The organism is Bacteroides sp. CAG:189 (assembly GCF_000432295.1).
Taxonomy (GTDB): domain Bacteria; phylum Bacteroidota; class Bacteroidia; order Bacteroidales; family Bacteroidaceae; genus Bacteroides; species Bacteroides salyersiae.
Genome location: NZ_HF991111.1, coordinates 3,370 through 19,603, shown reverse-complemented (window position 1 = coordinate 19,603; position 16,234 = coordinate 3,370). Strand labels below are relative to the sequence as shown.

General features: G+C 39.9%; 13 protein-coding genes. 11 read left to right on the top strand and 2 right to left on the bottom strand.

The genetic code is table 11. The annotated features are described in order from the left end of the window. Positions 1-13 precede the first annotated feature (13 nt). The 4 genes from QVP90_RS15365 (at position 14) to QVP90_RS15350 (ending at position 2,510) form a co-directional block, all read left to right on the top strand. Positions 14-439 (top strand): hypothetical protein, encoded by a 426-nt coding sequence (locus QVP90_RS15365; protein ID WP_007481273.1) that lies wholly within the window; start codon positions 14-16, stop codon positions 437-439. A gap of 317 nt (positions 440-756) precedes the next feature. Beyond that, on the top strand, positions 757-1,560 hold the full coding sequence (locus QVP90_RS15360) for an outer membrane protein assembly factor BamD (RefSeq protein ID WP_021936917.1): 804 nt from the start codon (positions 757-759) through the stop codon (positions 1,558-1,560). A 15-nt stretch (positions 1,561-1,575) separates the two neighbouring features. Continuing rightward, on the top strand, positions 1,576-1,911 hold the full coding sequence (locus QVP90_RS15355) for a DNA-directed RNA polymerase subunit omega (protein WP_005931304.1): 336 nt from the start codon (positions 1,576-1,578) through the stop codon (positions 1,909-1,911). 152 nt (positions 1,912-2,063) lie between these two features. Continuing rightward, positions 2,064-2,510, top strand: coding sequence for a DUF4293 domain-containing protein (locus QVP90_RS15350; RefSeq protein WP_005931306.1), 447 nt, complete (start codon positions 2,064-2,066; stop codon positions 2,508-2,510). A gap of 136 nt (positions 2,511-2,646) precedes the next feature. Here QVP90_RS15350 and QVP90_RS15345 read toward each other — a convergent pair whose 3' ends face one another. Continuing rightward, complete coding sequence (locus tag QVP90_RS15345; protein WP_021936916.1) at positions 2,647-3,357, bottom strand: porin family protein; 711 nt, start codon at positions 3,355-3,357, stop codon at positions 2,647-2,649. A gap of 1 nt (position 3,358) precedes the next feature. Further along, on the bottom strand, positions 3,359-5,143 hold the full coding sequence (locus QVP90_RS15340) for a LysM peptidoglycan-binding domain-containing protein (RefSeq protein WP_021936915.1): 1,785 nt from the start codon (positions 5,141-5,143) through the stop codon (positions 3,359-3,361). 143 nt (positions 5,144-5,286) lie between these two features. Here QVP90_RS15340 and QVP90_RS15335 point away from each other — a divergent pair, with 143 nt between their 5' ends. The 7 genes from QVP90_RS15335 to QVP90_RS15305 form a co-directional block, all read left to right on the top strand. Beyond that, positions 5,287-5,979 carry a gliding motility-associated C-terminal domain-containing protein gene (locus tag QVP90_RS15335; RefSeq protein WP_005931312.1) on the top strand — a complete coding sequence of 231 codons (693 nt, stop codon included), beginning with the start codon at positions 5,287-5,289 and terminating at the stop codon, positions 5,977-5,979. Positions 5,980-5,986: 7 nt separating this feature from the next. Beyond that, positions 5,987-8,812 (top strand): excinuclease ABC subunit UvrA, encoded by a 2,826-nt coding sequence (uvrA, locus tag QVP90_RS15330; protein ID WP_005931314.1) that lies wholly within the window; start codon positions 5,987-5,989, stop codon positions 8,810-8,812. 30 nt (positions 8,813-8,842) lie between these two features. Continuing rightward, the gene (locus QVP90_RS15325; protein WP_021936914.1) at positions 8,843-10,750 is read left to right on the top strand and encodes a tetratricopeptide repeat-containing sensor histidine kinase; all 1,908 of its coding nucleotides are present in this window, start codon (positions 8,843-8,845) and stop codon (positions 10,748-10,750) included. A gap of 237 nt (positions 10,751-10,987) precedes the next feature. Then, entirely contained in the window at positions 10,988-11,644 is a 657-nt protein-coding gene (locus tag QVP90_RS15320) for a response regulator (RefSeq protein WP_007481265.1), read from the top strand. Positions 11,645-11,683: 39 nt separating this feature from the next. After that, positions 11,684-14,011: a carboxypeptidase regulatory-like domain-containing protein gene (locus QVP90_RS15315; RefSeq protein WP_005931320.1), complete on the top strand. Its 2,328-nt coding sequence runs from the start codon at positions 11,684-11,686 to the stop codon at positions 14,009-14,011. A gap of 198 nt (positions 14,012-14,209) precedes the next feature. Further along, positions 14,210-14,689, top strand: a complete 480-nt coding sequence (gene ybaK / locus QVP90_RS15310) for a Cys-tRNA(Pro) deacylase (RefSeq protein ID WP_005931322.1) — start codon at positions 14,210-14,212, stop codon at positions 14,687-14,689. A 74-nt stretch (positions 14,690-14,763) separates the two neighbouring features. Further along, positions 14,764-16,234 (top strand): peptide MFS transporter (locus tag QVP90_RS15305; protein ID WP_288204696.1); only part of this gene is annotated, 1,471 nt, incomplete at its 3' end.

Genomic DNA, 16,234 nt, shown 5'->3' with positions numbered 1-16,234 from the left:
AACTTCAAATATTATGGTAGCAAAACAACTTTCTATCTTTTTGGAAAATAAGTCCGGCCGTTTGACGGAAGTGACTGAGGTACTGGCGAAAGAGAATATTAATCTTTCTGCTCTATGTATTGCCGAAAATGCTGATTTTGGTATTTTGCGTGGTATTGTGTCCGATCCCGATAGAGCTTATAAGGCTTTGAAAGAAAATCATTTTGCAGTTAATGTGACAGATGTAGTAGGGATTAGTTGCCCGAATGTGGCCGGGGCATTGGCTAAGGTGCTGAGATATCTGTCTGATGAAGGGGTATTTATTGAATATATGTATTCGTTTGCCAACAATCAAACAGCTAATGTTGTGATCCGTCCCAACGATATGGAAAACTGTATCCGTGTATTGACGGAGAAAAAGGTAGATTTATTGGCAGCGAGCGATTTGTATAAGCTGTGATTTTAATAGATGAATAGATGAGTAGTAAGTAGTCAAGTAGTTAAGTAGTAAGTAGCTGATAGTTCTTGTTGGATAATTGTAGAGTGGAAATTTAGTTTTGTAGTTATTGATAGGGGAATTGGACTATCATAACTCATAAGGAGTCTAATCATTTGCTATTGACTAACTTACTGCTACTTGACTACTTACTACTTGACTACTTACTACTAACCTACTTATCTGCTTACCACCTCCCAACTCCTATTTTATATTAAAAAACATTGATTAATTGGTTAATTCGGTACGATTCTGTAACTTTGCGCATTATTTGAAATAGAATGAAGAAAAATATCGTTATAACTCTGCTTGCAGCTGCTACGCTTTCCTCGTGTGGAGAGTATAATAAATTGCTGAAAAGTACTGATTACGAATACAAGTATGAGGCAGCTAAAAACTACTTTGCCAAAGGGCAGTATGGGCGTTCGGCTACATTGTTGAACGAGTTGATTACCATTCTGAAAGGTACGGATAAAGCGGAGGAATCCCTTTACATGTTGGGTATGAGTTATTATAATCAAAAAGACTACTCTACCGCAGCCCAGACGTTTATAACTTATACAAATACTTATCCGCGTGGTACATTTGCCGAATTGGCCAGTTATCATGCCGGTAAAGCTTTATTTTTAGATACGCCGGAAGCACGGTTGGATCAGTCGGGTACTTATACGGCTATTCAGCAATTACAGACATTCCTTGAATATTATCCGGCAAGTTCTAAAAAGCAGGAAGCACAAGACATGGTTTTTGCTCTTCAGGATAAACTTGTGTTGAAAGAGTTTATGTCAGCTAAGTTATACTATAATTTGGGTAATTATATGGGGAATAATTATGAGTCGTGTGTAATCACTGCTCAGAATGCACTGAAAGATTATCCTTATACTGACTATCGCGAAGATCTTTCCATTCTTATTCTTCGGGCTAAATACGAAATGGCGGTTAATAGTATAGAAGAAAAAAAGATAGACCGTTACCGTGAAACGATTGATGAATACTATGCTTTTAAGAATGAGTTTCCGGAAAGTAAATATTTGAGAGAAGCTGAGAAGATATTTAATGCATCAACCAAAGTAATAAAAGATTAAATTATAAATAGATTTATGGATTACAAAAAAACGAATGCTCCGTCTAATACTGTAACGCGTGACATGATGGAACTGTGCGCAGATACAGGTAATGTTTATGAGACTGTGGCTATCATTGGTAAGCGTGCCAATCAGATTAGTGTGGAAATCAAAAATGACCTTTCTAAGAAGTTGGCAGAGTTTGCTTCTTATAATGATAATTTGGAAGAGGTTTTTGAAAACCGGGAGCAGATTGAGATTTCCCGTTATTATGAGAAATTGCCGAAACCGACATTGATTGCTACTCAAGAGTATATCGAAGGTAAAATTTATTATAGAAATCCGGCTAAAGAGAAAGAAAAATTGCAGTAAAGGAAAACTGTAAATAAGGAATAGATAAGAATAAAATAGTCAGGTAGTAAGTAGGAATTATATTCTTATTATTACTTGGCTATTTTTTTAGTCACTAATTTTTTATTGACTATCGACCGTCTGACTACTAACTTCTAATTACTAAAATAATTATGATTCAACGAATTCAGAGTGTTTATTTACTGCTTGTTACCGGTTTGTTGATAGCAAGTATGTGTTTGCCTGTGGGCTCTATAATCGACTTTAACGGAGCAGCGAATGTGTTTAAACCGTTAGGACTTATGATAGGTGAGACGTTTCAGTCTACATGGGGACTTTTTGGGATATTGATGTTGGCTGCTATTATTGCATTTGCCACTATTTTCTTGTTTAAGAATCGTATTTTGCAGATTCGTATGGTTATATTCAATAGTCTTTTACTGGTAGGATATTATCTGGCTTTTTTAGCTTTCTACTTTGTGCTTCGTAGTGACGATACATCTTTTCAGTTCCATTGGGCATTGTGCTTTCCATTGATAGCTATTATACTGAATTATCTTGCTATGCGTGCAATTGGCCGTGATGAGGCTATGATACATGCGGCTGACAGATTACGGTAAAATAAACGGTAAGTTACGTGTATTTATAGTTTTTTAGTTTTGTTTGAAAATACAGAAAGTCCGCCATATCTCTTAGAGATAACAGCGGACTTTCTGTATTATATATAAATTCTTTTGGACTTCTTCTTTGTGTCAGCTATTTGGTTATATCAAACAAATAGGTAAGTTTTATCGATATAGTGTTATGGGCAGCGCGGGAAAAATCATCTTTCTTTCTGGTCTTATAAAAATCGGCTAACCCGAAATAGTATCTGCCTTCTAACAGGAAATTGCCGGCTCTTTTGGTTCTGATCTCGAGTCCGCCACCACCTGCAATTCCATAGTCGAATTTATTTTCTATCTTTTTTCCGTATTCTGGTCTTATGGCTATTTGCTCAGCAGTCCAGCCGTCTGCTTTTTCCGATTCGTTGATTAGGAAAGCTACCTGTGGCCCCAAATTGATAAAAAACTGTACGCCCTTGTCTTTGCCAAAAGCCAAATGAGCAAGAAATGGAATTTCTAAATATGTCATCTCCCGGCTATAACTACGGCTTAAATCTTTTTGTCCGTCAGCTGTTTCAAATAGGGCTTCCCAACCACGCTGTGATATGTTTAATTCAACTTGCGCACCACAGATCATTGCAAAATATTTTTCGGAAATATAACGTCCAGTCAGACCGGCTGTGATGCCCATAGGCATGTTTTGTTTGATCTTTGGTTCGAAAGTCACTTTATTGAGGTTAACGCCACCGTTGACGCCAATAGAGAAATTATGTCGCAATTCGCCTATTTGTGCCATTGACGGAAAGGCAATGCCTGACAATAATAATATGATAACTGCTATTATTGATTTTTTTTTATTAATCATCTTATTCAAAATCAAGTTTTACTAATTCAAAATTCTTGGTAAAACGGACGAAGAATACTTTCTTATTAATGAAACCGCCCCAGTTGTTAACTCTTTGGAATTTAAACCCGGTTTGTATAGGAGTCAAATCCATTTTAGGCAGATTTTTTTCCAGTTCGGAGCCGTATTTAGCCAGTCCCTTCAAGAAGAAAAAACCGGTATCAAACCCAAGCATACCGTACTGCGGATAGTTTACGGTCATGTCTTTACTGTACCATTTATGGTAAGAGTTGATAAAGTTGATAGCTGCTGGAAGCATATTGTTCGTGTAGAACGAGGAATAAAAATAAGTGTCCAGTTCAAAGAAACTGTCTAAATGGTTTTTGGTATAAGTTTGCCATTCGGGATAGCCGAAAAGGTGAATGTTGACGTCCGGGTTTTCCCTTACCAGCATGGTTAATTGGGGGATGATTTTGATAAGTGTCACATCACTGCCGGAAGTGGGAATAAAGATATTCTCTTTATCATTTCGGAGAACCTCTTTCATGTTTTGTGCCGTTGCTGATTCGGACAGCGTTTTAACGGAGATTCCTTTGTTGCTTAATTCCTGTTTCAACCCTTTGATAAATTCGGTTTTATCTTTTTCTACTGCCGTAGCTTCCAATATTATTATATTGGCGTCCGGAAATTGGCGTGTAAAATGTTCGTATACTTCAGAGTACAGATAAGACTGTGGAGTATTGATTTGATAAATAAAGGGGTTGTTGAATACCTCCTCTTCTTTGGAAGAGAAAGGGATAACCATGCGGATATCGTGTTTTTTGGCAAAGGTTGCCAGCGTTTTCACATGTTGTGATTGTGATGGTCCGAAAATGATATTCATGTTTTTCATTTCCTCCTTGGCGAGGATTGTGTTCAGTGAAGCCTTGTCGTCTCCACAGTTATAAACATAAAGATCGACAGAAGTGCCTGTACGTTTCAGGCTATCCACGGCGATAAGAAATCCTTCGTAGTATTCGATCATCCGTTTGTCCTGCAAAAAAGGAAGTAAGATCGCTGCTTTTACAGTACTTATTTTTTCCGGAGTTTCTTTATTGGCAAGGAATAATTCTCTATCGGTAGGGGGAATGGGGTTTCTGTTTCCTGGCGATGTCACCGGCTTTTCCGATGGATAAGGAATACATAAGAATTGTCCCTTTTTCATTCCTTGTTTTAATTCCGGATTGGCGTTGATAAGTTCTTGTTCACTGATTCCGTATTCACGGCTGACACTAAAGATCGTTTCACGACGCTTTACTTTGTGCATCTCTTTGCATCTGGACTGAACAGGGCCTTGAATCGTATTGGTTGTTTTCTCTGTGTCTGCATTATTTGGCTCTTGTGAGTCGGCAGTTGCTTGTGCGGCTTCTTCGGCAGAAGGAATACGGATCACTTGACCGATGCGAAAGTTTTCCGCACTCAGTCCGGGGTTGGCTTCACAAATAGCCTTAGCCGATATATTGTATACAATTGTCAGTTTGTATAAAGTCTCTCCAGCTTGGATTGTATGGAATATTTCGCTTTGTTGGGCAGTTTTCTTTTGAGGAATTTTGATCGTTTGACCTGCGTATATTTTTTCATCACATCCGGGGTTTAATCTGATGATGTCGGCTTGGCTTACTCCATACATACTGGATATGGAATATAGACTTTGTCCCTTTTCAATAGTGTGAAGGAAGTAGGATTGATTCTCTTGAGCATAAAGGCTCATACAAGAGATACTTATAAAAAACAGAAAAAAGAGTATACGACTGATTATCGGTTTCATCAATTTTTAAACTATTGGTTCTTAAAATCAGGCAACAAAGGTACGAATTCTGCTATATATCTGCCTAATAATTGCGTTAAGAAAATAATATTGTGTTTCTTTAATACCATAATTCGAGCGGAAACATTAATTTTGCAGATGTTATGTCACTACGTATATTATCTTATATCGTGCTATTATGCATCGCCCTTCCTTTCTCAGAAAGCAAGGCGCAGATCAGCTTGAATCCTGTAGGCATAGTGCTGAAGGAGAATGGAGTTGAACCGGAAGAGACCAAAACGCTTGAAGCGGGTGGAGAAACCTACCAGGGAGCTGCCCCGCTTGAAATTCGCTTTATGGCTAATATAGAGTCACCTTCTGCTACATTGCGTTATGAATGGAATTTTGCATACGATGCAGAATTTACGGATAATTACCTGCCACCGCGTTATGATGAAGAGACCACTGTACCCTTTGATACTTCAGGAACATTTTATGTCCGGTTGCAGGTGAGTGATACGAGTGTGGAGGACGGTCCGACTTCGACTTCGGACATTTTTGTAATCCAGGTACCCGAATCGGAGCTGAAGATTCCGAATGCTTTCTCACCCAACGGAGACGGTATTAATGACATTTTTAAGGTGAAGCATAATTCATTGGTCAGTTTCAATGCGGTAGTGTTTAATCGCTGGGGACAAAAAATGTATCAGTGGGGATTTCCGGATATTGATAAAGGATGGGATGGGACATCGAATGGGCATCAGGTTCCTGCCGGTGTCTATTTCATTGTCATAGAAGCCCGTGGATCGGATGGAGTAGTGTACAAACATAAAGGAGATATAAATATACTTAGGTAAAAAGAATATGCAGGAAACAGAATATATAAATGTATACGGTGCGCGTGTACATAATTTGAAAGATATTGATGCTGAAATTCCCCGTAACAGTATGACGGTGATTACCGGACTGAGCGGAAGTGGTAAATCCTCGTTAGCATTTGATACGATATTTGCCGAAGGACAGCGACGGTATATTGAAACATTTTCGGCTTATGCCCGTAACTTCTTGGGTAACTTGGAACGCCCTGATGTAGATAAAATCACCGGATTAAGTCCGGTAATTTCCATAGAACAGAAAACAACGAATAAAAATCCCCGATCTACGGTGGGAACGACAACGGAGATATATGATTACCTCCGTTTGCTTTATGCCCGCGCGGGAACAGCTTATTCTTATCTTTCGGGAGAAGAGATGGTGAAGTATACTGAAGAACAAATACTCGATCTTATTCTGAAAGATTATAAGGGAAAGAAGATTTATATGCTGGCACCGTTGGTTCGTTCACGCAAAGGACATTATAAGGAATTATTCGAACAGGTGCGTAAGAAGGGATATCTATATGTACGTGTAGATGGAGAGGTGCGCGAAGTGACGCACGGCATGAAACTGGATCGTTACAAAAATCATGATATCGAAGTAGTGATCGATAAGATGGTGGTAACTGATAAAGATGACAAACGTTTGAAACAAAGTGTTGCCACTGCTATGAGGCAAGGAGATGGTTTATTACTGATTCTGGATGTGGCGACTGAAAGTATCCGTCATTATAGTAAGCGGCTGATGTGTCCTGTTACCGGATTGTCTTATCGGGAACCGGCGCCGCACAACTTTTCGTTTAATTCTCCGCAAGGAGCCTGTCCGAAGTGTAAAGGGCTCGGAGTAGTAAGCCAGATTGATGTGGACAAGGTAGTTCCCGATCGCAGTATGTCTATCTATGAGGGTGCTATCGCCCCATTGGGCAAGTATAAGAATGCGATGATATTCTGGCAGATAGGAGCATTGCTTGAAAAGTATGAGGCTACGTTGAAGACTCCTGTTAAGGATTTGCCGGATGATGCCATTGATGAAATCTTATATGGTTCGGATGAAAGAATCAAAATAAAAAGTTCTCTGATCGGAACTTCTTCCGATTATTTTGTGACTTATGAAGGCGTGGTTAAATATATTCAGATGCTGCAGGAGAAAGATGCTTCGGCCACTGCCCAGAAATGGGCGGAGCAGTTTGCACGTACTACCGTTTGTCCGGAATGTAAGGGAGCACGATTGAATAAAGAAGCATTGCATTTCCGCATTCACGATAAGAATATCAATGAACTCTCCAATATGGATATCAACGAGCTTTATGACTGGTTGATGAAAGTAGATGAATTCTTGTCGGATAAACAAAAGAAAATCGCTGCTGAAATATTAAAAGAAATACGTACGCGCCTGAAGTTTTTGTTGGATGTAGGACTCGATTATCTGGCGTTGAACCGTAGTTCGGTAAGTTTATCGGGAGGGGAAAGTCAGCGTATACGTTTGGCTACGCAGATAGGTTCGCAGTTGGTGAATGTACTTTATATTCTTGATGAACCGAGTATCGGGCTCCATCAGCGGGACAATCTGCGACTCATCAATTCGTTAAAGGAATTGCGCGATATGGGGAATTCTGTTATTGTGGTCGAACATGATAAAGATATGATGCTTGCAGCCGACTATGTGATCGATATGGGGCCGAAGGCCGGCCGGTTGGGAGGTGAAGTCGTGTTTGCCGGTACACCGCAGGAAATGTTGCAAACCAATACGCTGACTTCCCAATATCTCAACGGGCAACAAAGGATTGAGATTCCTGCCAAGCGCCGTCCCGGTAACGGTAAGTCGTTATGGCTTCGCGGGGCGAAAGGGAACAATCTGAAAAATGTCGATGTGGAGTTTCCATTGGGTAAGTTGATTTGTGTAACCGGTGTCTCCGGCAGTGGTAAATCCACTTTGATTAATGAGACCTTGCAACCGATTCTTTCACAAAAGTTCTATCGGTCTTTGCAGGATCCGTTGGAATACGATTCTATCGAAGGGTTGGAGAATATAGATAAAGTGGTGAACGTAGACCAGTCACCATTGGGCCGTACCCCGCGTTCCAATCCGGCAACGTATACCGGTGTCTTTTCTGATATTCGTAATCTTTTTGTCGGCTTACCTGAAGCGAAGATACGCGGTTATAAACCCGGCCGTTTCTCTTTTAATGTATCCGGCGGGCGTTGTGAGGCATGTTCCGGAAATGGCTATAAGACGATTGAAATGAATTTTCTGCCGGATGTGTATGTACCTTGCGAAGTATGTCATGGTAAGCGTTATAACCGTGAAACCTTAGAAGTACGTTTTAAAGGAAAATCCATTGCTGATGTGCTCGATATGACGATCAACCGTGCTGTGGAGTTCTTTGAAAACGTGCCGCAGATTCTGAATAAAATCAAGGTGATACAGGATGTCGGACTGGGATATATAAAGTTAGGACAATCGTCAACAACCCTTTCCGGTGGTGAAAGCCAGCGTGTGAAATTGGCTACCGAGCTCTCGAAACGCGATACGGGCAAAACCCTTTATATTCTTGACGAACCCACTACCGGGTTGCATTTTGAAGATATCCGCGTACTGATGAATGTGCTGAATAAACTGGTAGACAAGGGAAATACGGTTATTGTGATTGAACATAATTTGGATGTAATCAAAATGGCTGATTATATTATCGATATGGGACCGGATGGGGGTAAAGGCGGCGGTGAGTTATTGAGCTTCGGTACTCCGGAGGAAGTTGCGAAGAGCAAGAAAGGATATACTCCGAAGTTTCTTCGCGAGGAACTGGCCCTTTGATCGGATTCCCAAAGAACACATACCCTGAAGATGAAGAATTATTTATTTGTTTTATCGTTATTATTGGTTTGTTTTCCGGTATCTGCCAACGATGATGCCTTGTTGGACAGTCTGCGTTTGAACTTGGAAACGGCTGAGGGAAAAACAGGGAATGCCTTGGCCGAAGCCTATTCGGATTTGGGGGATTATTACATGTATAAGCAGCACGATTCGGCTTATTATTATTTTCAGAAAGGCATAGATCATCTTCACAATCATACCGATTTCTGTTATTCCGGATTGTTGAGTAATATGGCTACCTATTATTACTCTATAGGGGATATAGATAAGGCACTTTCTTCTTATCTTTTTGCTTTGCAAGAGGCCGTGAGATTAGGGCATGATGAGATTTCCACTTTAGTATCTTCGTCACTCGGAGTGATTTATCGTAGAAAGGAGATGCCGGATTCTGCTCTTTATTATTATAATAGAGCGCTGGAGTTTGCGGAACATCAGAATGACTTTGCAACTATTGCCAATTTATACACTAATATTGCGGTGTTGTATAGTGCTACTTCCCGTTTGTCGGAGGCGATTCCTTATGCAGAAAAGGCAGTAGGATTTTCTCTGAAAGGAAATGATCCTGTTCAGACGGTGTATAGCTACTCTGTTTATGGTTCTTTGCTGATAAAGAATAAGGAGTGGGAAAAAGCTTCGCAGATATTGAGAAACGGGGTGGCGGAGTCGAAAAAGATGCAGTCATCACAACTTGTAGTGAAGTGTATTACTCCTTTGCTGTCTGTCTTTGATTGTTTGGGGCAGGCCGATTCTGTAAAATATTACATGGATATAGCAGAGAAAGAACTTCCTGAGTTATCTCCCAATGCGATAGAAGTACTCGGTTTTTATGAAGTAAAAGGAGAACTGTTTAACAGATACGGGCAATATCGTGAGAGTTTGGAAGCTCTGAAAAAGATCGAAAATCTGCGCGGAAAGAATCTGCATACACCGCTCGATCTGCTTTATTTCCGGTTTGCAAGCAATTATTATGGCTTGAAGGATTTTACTTCTGCATATGTGTATATGAAAAAGGCTTATCTGGCAAAAGATTCCCTGTTCGCCGGTGAGGTACAAAAGCAATTGTCTGACATGACTGTAAAATATCAGACGAAAGAGAAAGAACTTGAGATAGCGCAATTAAAGCAGATTCAAACCGAGCAGCATGCTCTGATGGTAAAAAGAATTTTTTATCTTGTACTTTTCTTATTGGTCCTGATTGCAGCGTTTCTCGTTTTGCTGTATAAGAAAAAGGCTTTGGAGAAAGAAACTGATCTTCGTCTGGCACGTCAGTATATCGATGGATTGGAGAGCGAACGGAAGCGTCTGGCAAAAGAACTTCATGACGGAGTATGTAATGACCTGTTGGGCATACAATATTACATGCAGACATCGGATGCCATAGGGAAAGAAGTACAGCAGAAGCTTTTTCCTATGATTGAGCAGACTCGTACGGATGTTCGTTTCATTTCGCACGAATTGATGCCTCCTGCTTTTCAATATGCCAATTTGAATGTGATGTTGGAGGATTATGTCGAGCGGCTCGGCAATGTACACCAGCTTATTCACTTTCATTATTTTTCTTTGCCGGAGCAAGCAAATTGGGAACTTGTTTCCTGTCAAAAAGCATATGAACTTTATCGTATCGTGCAGGAAGTGTTAGGCAATTCTTTGTCTCACAGCAAAGCTACTGAAATTGAAATAATCTTATCGATGATCGCAGAGGAGAGGAAGATTGTATTGACAGTTTCTGATAATGGTAAGGGGGCATCGGTTTCACTTGCCAGTGGTAACGGTATCGGATTGCGAACGGTGGAAGATCGTGTAAAATGCATTGATGGTGTTTATTCGTTGACTTCAGATGCTAAGGGAACTTCTTTTATTGTAGAAACGGGGATTTAGAGCTTGTTTAAATTTTGCTTAAAATAAACTGATCGATATTTTTAAGAGCAAAATTAAAACATTGGTACTTAATGAAAGGATACAAGAAAGAATGCATCAATCGCTTTTCAATGTCATAGTGCAGCCAATTGGTACATTGGCATATTATTCATTCTTTCGCTGATTTTTCACGGTTTTCCGTGAAGTGTGTTTTTACTAATATTCATTACTTTGCAGATGAATAACGAAGGACAGTAAATGAGTGAAACCAAGAAAAGCATATTATTGGTCGATGATCATGATTTAATTCTTCAAGGCATTAAATACATTGTCGATCAGATACCGGAAATAAATCAACTTTGTACAGCTTCTTCTGCAGAAGAAGCTTGTCGGTGTATTTCCAGCCAGCCTTTTGATCTTTATATCTTAGATGTCGAACTTCCGGATGCGTCCGGATTCGAGTTGATCGACCGCATCCGTGAAAAGCATCCGGAAGCCCGCATTATAATCAATACCATGCATGATGAAATGTGGAACATCAGCCGCCTGCTTCAGATGAAAGTATCTTCCGTTATCCTTAAATCTTCCAATATACAGGAAGTAAAACAGGCGATCCTTACTGTATTATCCGGTAAACAATATTTTTGTGATCACTTTGAGTCTTTATGCCGTAAACTTAAAAATACGGATACCGGAATATTTCCGAATGATGTGCTCACTACTCGGGAGATGGATGTATTGCAGGCTATTGCCGATGGGTTGAATACTAATGAGATAGCTGAATTGTTACATCTGTCGGATAACACGATTGAATCTCACCGCAAGCGGCTGATGCTGAAATTGAATGCTCGTAATGCAGTGGATCTGGTGATGAAAGCCATTTCCAAAGGCATTATTTCTCTGAAGAAACGCTAAATATTATATTCTGTATTATACACTAAAATTACATGATTTATGAAACACAATTACTCAACGTTCTGGCTAAGCGCCTGCTTTATTCTATGTTTGCTATTGTGCGGTAATGTATCTGCACAGCCGGTCACATCCTTTGAGGTCCAGCGCCCCGATTTCATGTCCGAACCTTATGAATTGCATTTAATGCTTCGTGTCCCGACTTCTTCGGATACGGAAGTTGGGCGGGAGTTTTACGCTGCATACAATTCTGAAACCGGAAAATATGAGATTCATGATTTGGAGGAATCGGCGGATTTTCTCATTAATGTGTATTACTCTTACTGGCAGCAATATGCCTATATTTTGCCTTATTCGTTTGTACAGCGTGTGACAGTAGGGGAAACCATGAAATTGGATCTACGGAATGTATACCATCAGTGTAATGTTACCGTGAAAGATTATTATGGTAATCCGTTTTCGAATGCTTCTTTGCAGGAATATCCTTACGGAAACAGTTACCAGCTTGATCAAGAGGGACAATTGCGATTCTATATGCCTAATGGTACCTATGATTTTTCAATTTCCGCTTCGGGCTACTCTCCTTTGAAAAAAAGCATAACAATGGCAGGAGCCGATCGTAATGTGACATTCACGCTCGATGATTATAGAAAAGTGAACTTTAAGGTTACGGATCATAAAGGAGACGCAATGGCGTATGCCAATGTAATGGTAGAGGAAGACAGAAGTTCTTTCTCTGTACAGACGAATGAAGAAGGGGAAGCGACTATGTTTCTAACTGATGGTAATTATGAAGTTTGTCTGTCGGCTACCGGATATTGGAGCTTGAACAAAGAACTTGTGGTGAACAGTGCTACTGAAACGGTAAGTCTTTCTTTTGAAGGATACAAACATTTATCTTTCAAAGTGAAGAATGGTGAGAATATGGATATTCATGTGAGTCATTTTTATCTTTATACTCAAGGTGAGGATTATTCTTCTTCCATTTCCGGTGATTCTTATTATATGCCGGAAGGGCTTTATATGTACGAGGTTAATTTTAATGCTACTTCTGCACAATATGGTTTGATTCAAGTCGGTAATTCGGATATAGAAAAGACATTTGATTTCAGTGGTTATAAAAAAGCAATTATAGAGTGTAGCCAGGATGTCAGATTTATCAATGTGTATGATCCTGCAAAAGAAGAATATGAGCCGATATGGAATATTTCGTTTCCTGATTATGCTGGTCCGGAAGGAGGGGAGACACCGGGGCAAGCGGACAGAACAGCTATCGTTTATCTTCTTGCCGGAGAATACGAAATCAATGGGCATGATACTCCTCAAACGGGTATGAAAATCCAACTGAACCAATCGGAACAGCGTTTCATTTATAATACACAAGCTTTGAATCTGCTCGATGTGGAATTGAATTTTATCAATTCGCCCGTTGATACTGACGAACTTAATTCTTGGTATGCCTATTTTATTCCTAAGGGATACAAGGGGAGTATATCCGGTAGTTCGTACAGTTTGCAAATACCTGCCGGTGAATATTCTTATACAGTTGAACATGATGCATATAATGGTTATGGCTTTATGAAAGAAGGGAATTGTAAAGTGGATGCTGCCAATCGTGTGTTGAATGTGGATTTGAAAGATTATCATTGTGTGAGTTTTAACGTATCGACTCCTGATGGTGTTGAAGTGGAATATCCGATCGTGGAACTCTTCAAAGATGGCGAGCCTTTTATGTCGGGAGAAGGGAGAGAGTATTTATTTGAAAATGGGAATTATAAAGCGCTGGTTTGGGATGAAGATGAGACAGAAGTTTTCCAAAAATGGGTATCTTTCACCGTATCCGGTAAAGACCAGATCATAGATGTGCGTTTTGAACATGCTAATACTTCTCTTGTTTTCACAGAGGTAAGAAACGAGAAGTTCGAACCGGTAGAAAATACAGATGTGGTCATCGCAGGAAAGACACCGGATTATGTGCATAAGAATTACGCTTTGTTTACGAGCATTCCTTGTGGTAAGAATAATTATACAATTTCTATTGGCGGGGCTCAAGTGCAGGCCGGTACAATAGAGATAAAAGCGGACGAAACGCTCGATATTACGTTCTTTATCAATTCTTCAGCAACCAGTATAAATGACCGGACGGAGGGAAAACTGTCGATGATACAGCAGGGTAACAAGTTACTGTTACTTTCGGAAAACGGAGAGCCATATTCGGTTTCCATTTATAGTGTAAATGGAAATAAAATGTTGGAAAAAAGGATGAATGGAGATGGCGAGCTTTCTGTAGAATCTTTCGGAAGCGGTGTTTATATTTTGCAAATAGTGAAATCCGGTCATGTGAAAACGTTTAAATTTGTAAAGAAATAAACTGGTAAATATTTTTAAGAGGAAAGTTTAAACAGGCTCTAAGTATGATTCCCCCGACAAAAACGTTATTTTGTTTTTGCCGGGGGATTATTTTTTCTTAATTTTGTTCCTTTAAAACAGATATTCAGTCTTATTTGAATTTTACTCAGCATTGTTTTGAGGAGAATTTAAACGAGCTCTTAATTAGACTCGATAGTTATGAAAATAAATAAAACAAATGCCGCCCGTCTTTTGGATAAGTCAAAAATCTCTTATGAGTTGATTCCTTATGAAGTGGACGAGAATGATTTGAGTGCAGTTCATGTAGCGGCTAATCTTGGTGAGAATATAAGTCAGGTGTTTAAAACGCTTGTTTTGCAGGGTGATAAAACCGGGCATTTTGTCTGTGTCATTCCCGGAGATAAAGAGGTGAATCTGAAACTTGCTGCTAAAGTATCCGGCAATAAAAGTTGTGATATGATACCGATGAAAGAGCTTCTTCCTACCACCGGGTATGTTCGGGGAGCTTGTTCGCCTGTAGGGATGAAAAAGCATTTTCCTACTTATATTCATGAGACCTGTCTTGAATTTCCATATATTTATGTAAGTGCCGGCCAGCGTGGGTTACAGATAAAGGTTGATCCGAACGATTTAATAAAAGAAATACATGCTGAAGTTTGCATCTTGTTTGTTGAATAATTCAAAAAAAGTATATATTTGCAGAAACTATACCAAAAAAAAGTAAACCATTATTAATTAAATATTTATATCTTATGTTTAGTAAACACCCTAAAGGGCTGATAGCAGCCGCCTTAGCCAATCTTGGCGAACGCTTTGGCTTTTATACTATGATGGCAATCCTCGTTCTTTTCTTACAAGCAAAATTTGGACTGGATGGAAAAAGTGCCGGATTTATCTATTCTACATTTTATTTTTCTATTTACATTCTTGCCCTTGTAGGCGGCATTATTGCTGATAAAACGCGAAATTATAAAGGTACGATTATGGTAGGTATTGTTTTGATGGCATTAGGCTATCTGATGCTTGCCATTCCTTCTAAAACTCCGGTAGACAATCAGACTTTATTTTTGGCTATCACTTGTATCGGGTTATTTGTTATTGCTTTTGGTAACGGGCTTTTTAAAGGAAATCTTCAGGCATTGGTCGGGCAGATGTACGATAATCCGCAATATTCTGCTATGCGTGACTCCGGTTTCTCCCTTTTCTATATGTTTATTAATATCGGTGCTATTTTTGCTCCGATGGCTGCTATCGGTGTACGTAACTGGTGGTTGTCTACTTTCGGTTTTGCCTATAATGCCGATCTTCCTGCGCTGTGTCACGGACAGTTGGCGCAGACACTTACTCCCGAAGCCATAGAAACTTATACGAGGCTTGCTTCGGAATCATCGTCAGTGCCTGTTACCGATCTGACCGCTTTTGCAGCCGATTATTTGAACGTATTTACTACCGGATTCCATTATGCTTTTGGTGTTGCTATCGTGGCTATGGCAGTTTCGCTTCTCATTTATGTATTGAATAAGAAGAACTTTCCTGATCCCAGCAAGAAAGTGGAAGCCAATAAAACTACCGGAACTTCTGCAGCCGTTACGGAGATGAGCGCCCAAGAAGTGAAGCAACGCATTTATGCTCTGTTTGCTGTATTTGGTGTTGTTATTTTCTTCTGGTTCTCATTCCATCAGAATGGTTTGACATTGACATTCTTTGCAAAAGAATACACTGATCTGAATCTTTTCGGTATGCCTATTTCCGCAGAGTTGTTCCAATCGCTGAATCCTTTCTTTGTGGTATTCCTTACTCCGGTAGTTATGGCGATATTTGCCCGTCAGCGTGCCCGTGGATGTGAACCGTCTACTCCCAAGAAGATTGCTATCGGTATGGGAATTGCTGCTTCGGCATTTGTTGTGATGGCTGTCGGTTCTTTCGTTTCCAACTTACCTTTGCACAAAGAAATTCTTGAAGTAGGAACGTCTCCGGTAAAAGTAACTCCATTGTTGCTGATGGTGACTTACCTTATCCTTACGGTTGCCGAATTGTATATTTCTCCATTGGGTATTTCGTTCGTATCTAAAGTGGCTCCTCCTAAGTATCAAGGAATCATGCAAGGTGGTTGGTTGGGTGCTACCGCCATCGGTAATCAGTTGCTTTTCATTGGTGCGGTATTATATGAGACAATTCCTATCTGGATGACATGGACCGTGTTCGTTGTTGCATGTAGTATCT

Coding starts and splice junctions, on each gene's coding strand:
- QVP90_RS15365 (WP_007481273.1), top strand. CDS start 14: ATGGTAGCAAAACAACTTTCTATCTTTTTGGAAAATAAGTCCGGCCGT.
- QVP90_RS15360 (WP_021936917.1), top strand. CDS start 757: ATGAAGAAAAATATCGTTATAACTCTGCTTGCAGCTGCTACGCTTTCC.
- QVP90_RS15355 (WP_005931304.1), top strand. CDS start 1,576: ATGGATTACAAAAAAACGAATGCTCCGTCTAATACTGTAACGCGTGAC.
- QVP90_RS15350 (WP_005931306.1), top strand. CDS start 2,064: ATGATTCAACGAATTCAGAGTGTTTATTTACTGCTTGTTACCGGTTTG.
- QVP90_RS15345 (WP_021936916.1), bottom strand. CDS start 3,357: ATGATTAATAAAAAAAAATCAATAATAGCAGTTATCATATTATTATTG.
- QVP90_RS15340 (WP_021936915.1), bottom strand. CDS start 5,143: ATGAAACCGATAATCAGTCGTATACTCTTTTTTCTGTTTTTTATAAGT.
- QVP90_RS15335 (WP_005931312.1), top strand. CDS start 5,287: ATGTCACTACGTATATTATCTTATATCGTGCTATTATGCATCGCCCTT.
- uvrA (WP_005931314.1), top strand. CDS start 5,987: ATGCAGGAAACAGAATATATAAATGTATACGGTGCGCGTGTACATAAT.
- QVP90_RS15325 (WP_021936914.1), top strand. CDS start 8,843: ATGAAGAATTATTTATTTGTTTTATCGTTATTATTGGTTTGTTTTCCG.
- QVP90_RS15320 (WP_007481265.1), top strand. CDS start 10,988: ATGAGTGAAACCAAGAAAAGCATATTATTGGTCGATGATCATGATTTA.
- QVP90_RS15315 (WP_005931320.1), top strand. CDS start 11,684: ATGAAACACAATTACTCAACGTTCTGGCTAAGCGCCTGCTTTATTCTA.
- ybaK (WP_005931322.1), top strand. CDS start 14,210: ATGAAAATAAATAAAACAAATGCCGCCCGTCTTTTGGATAAGTCAAAA.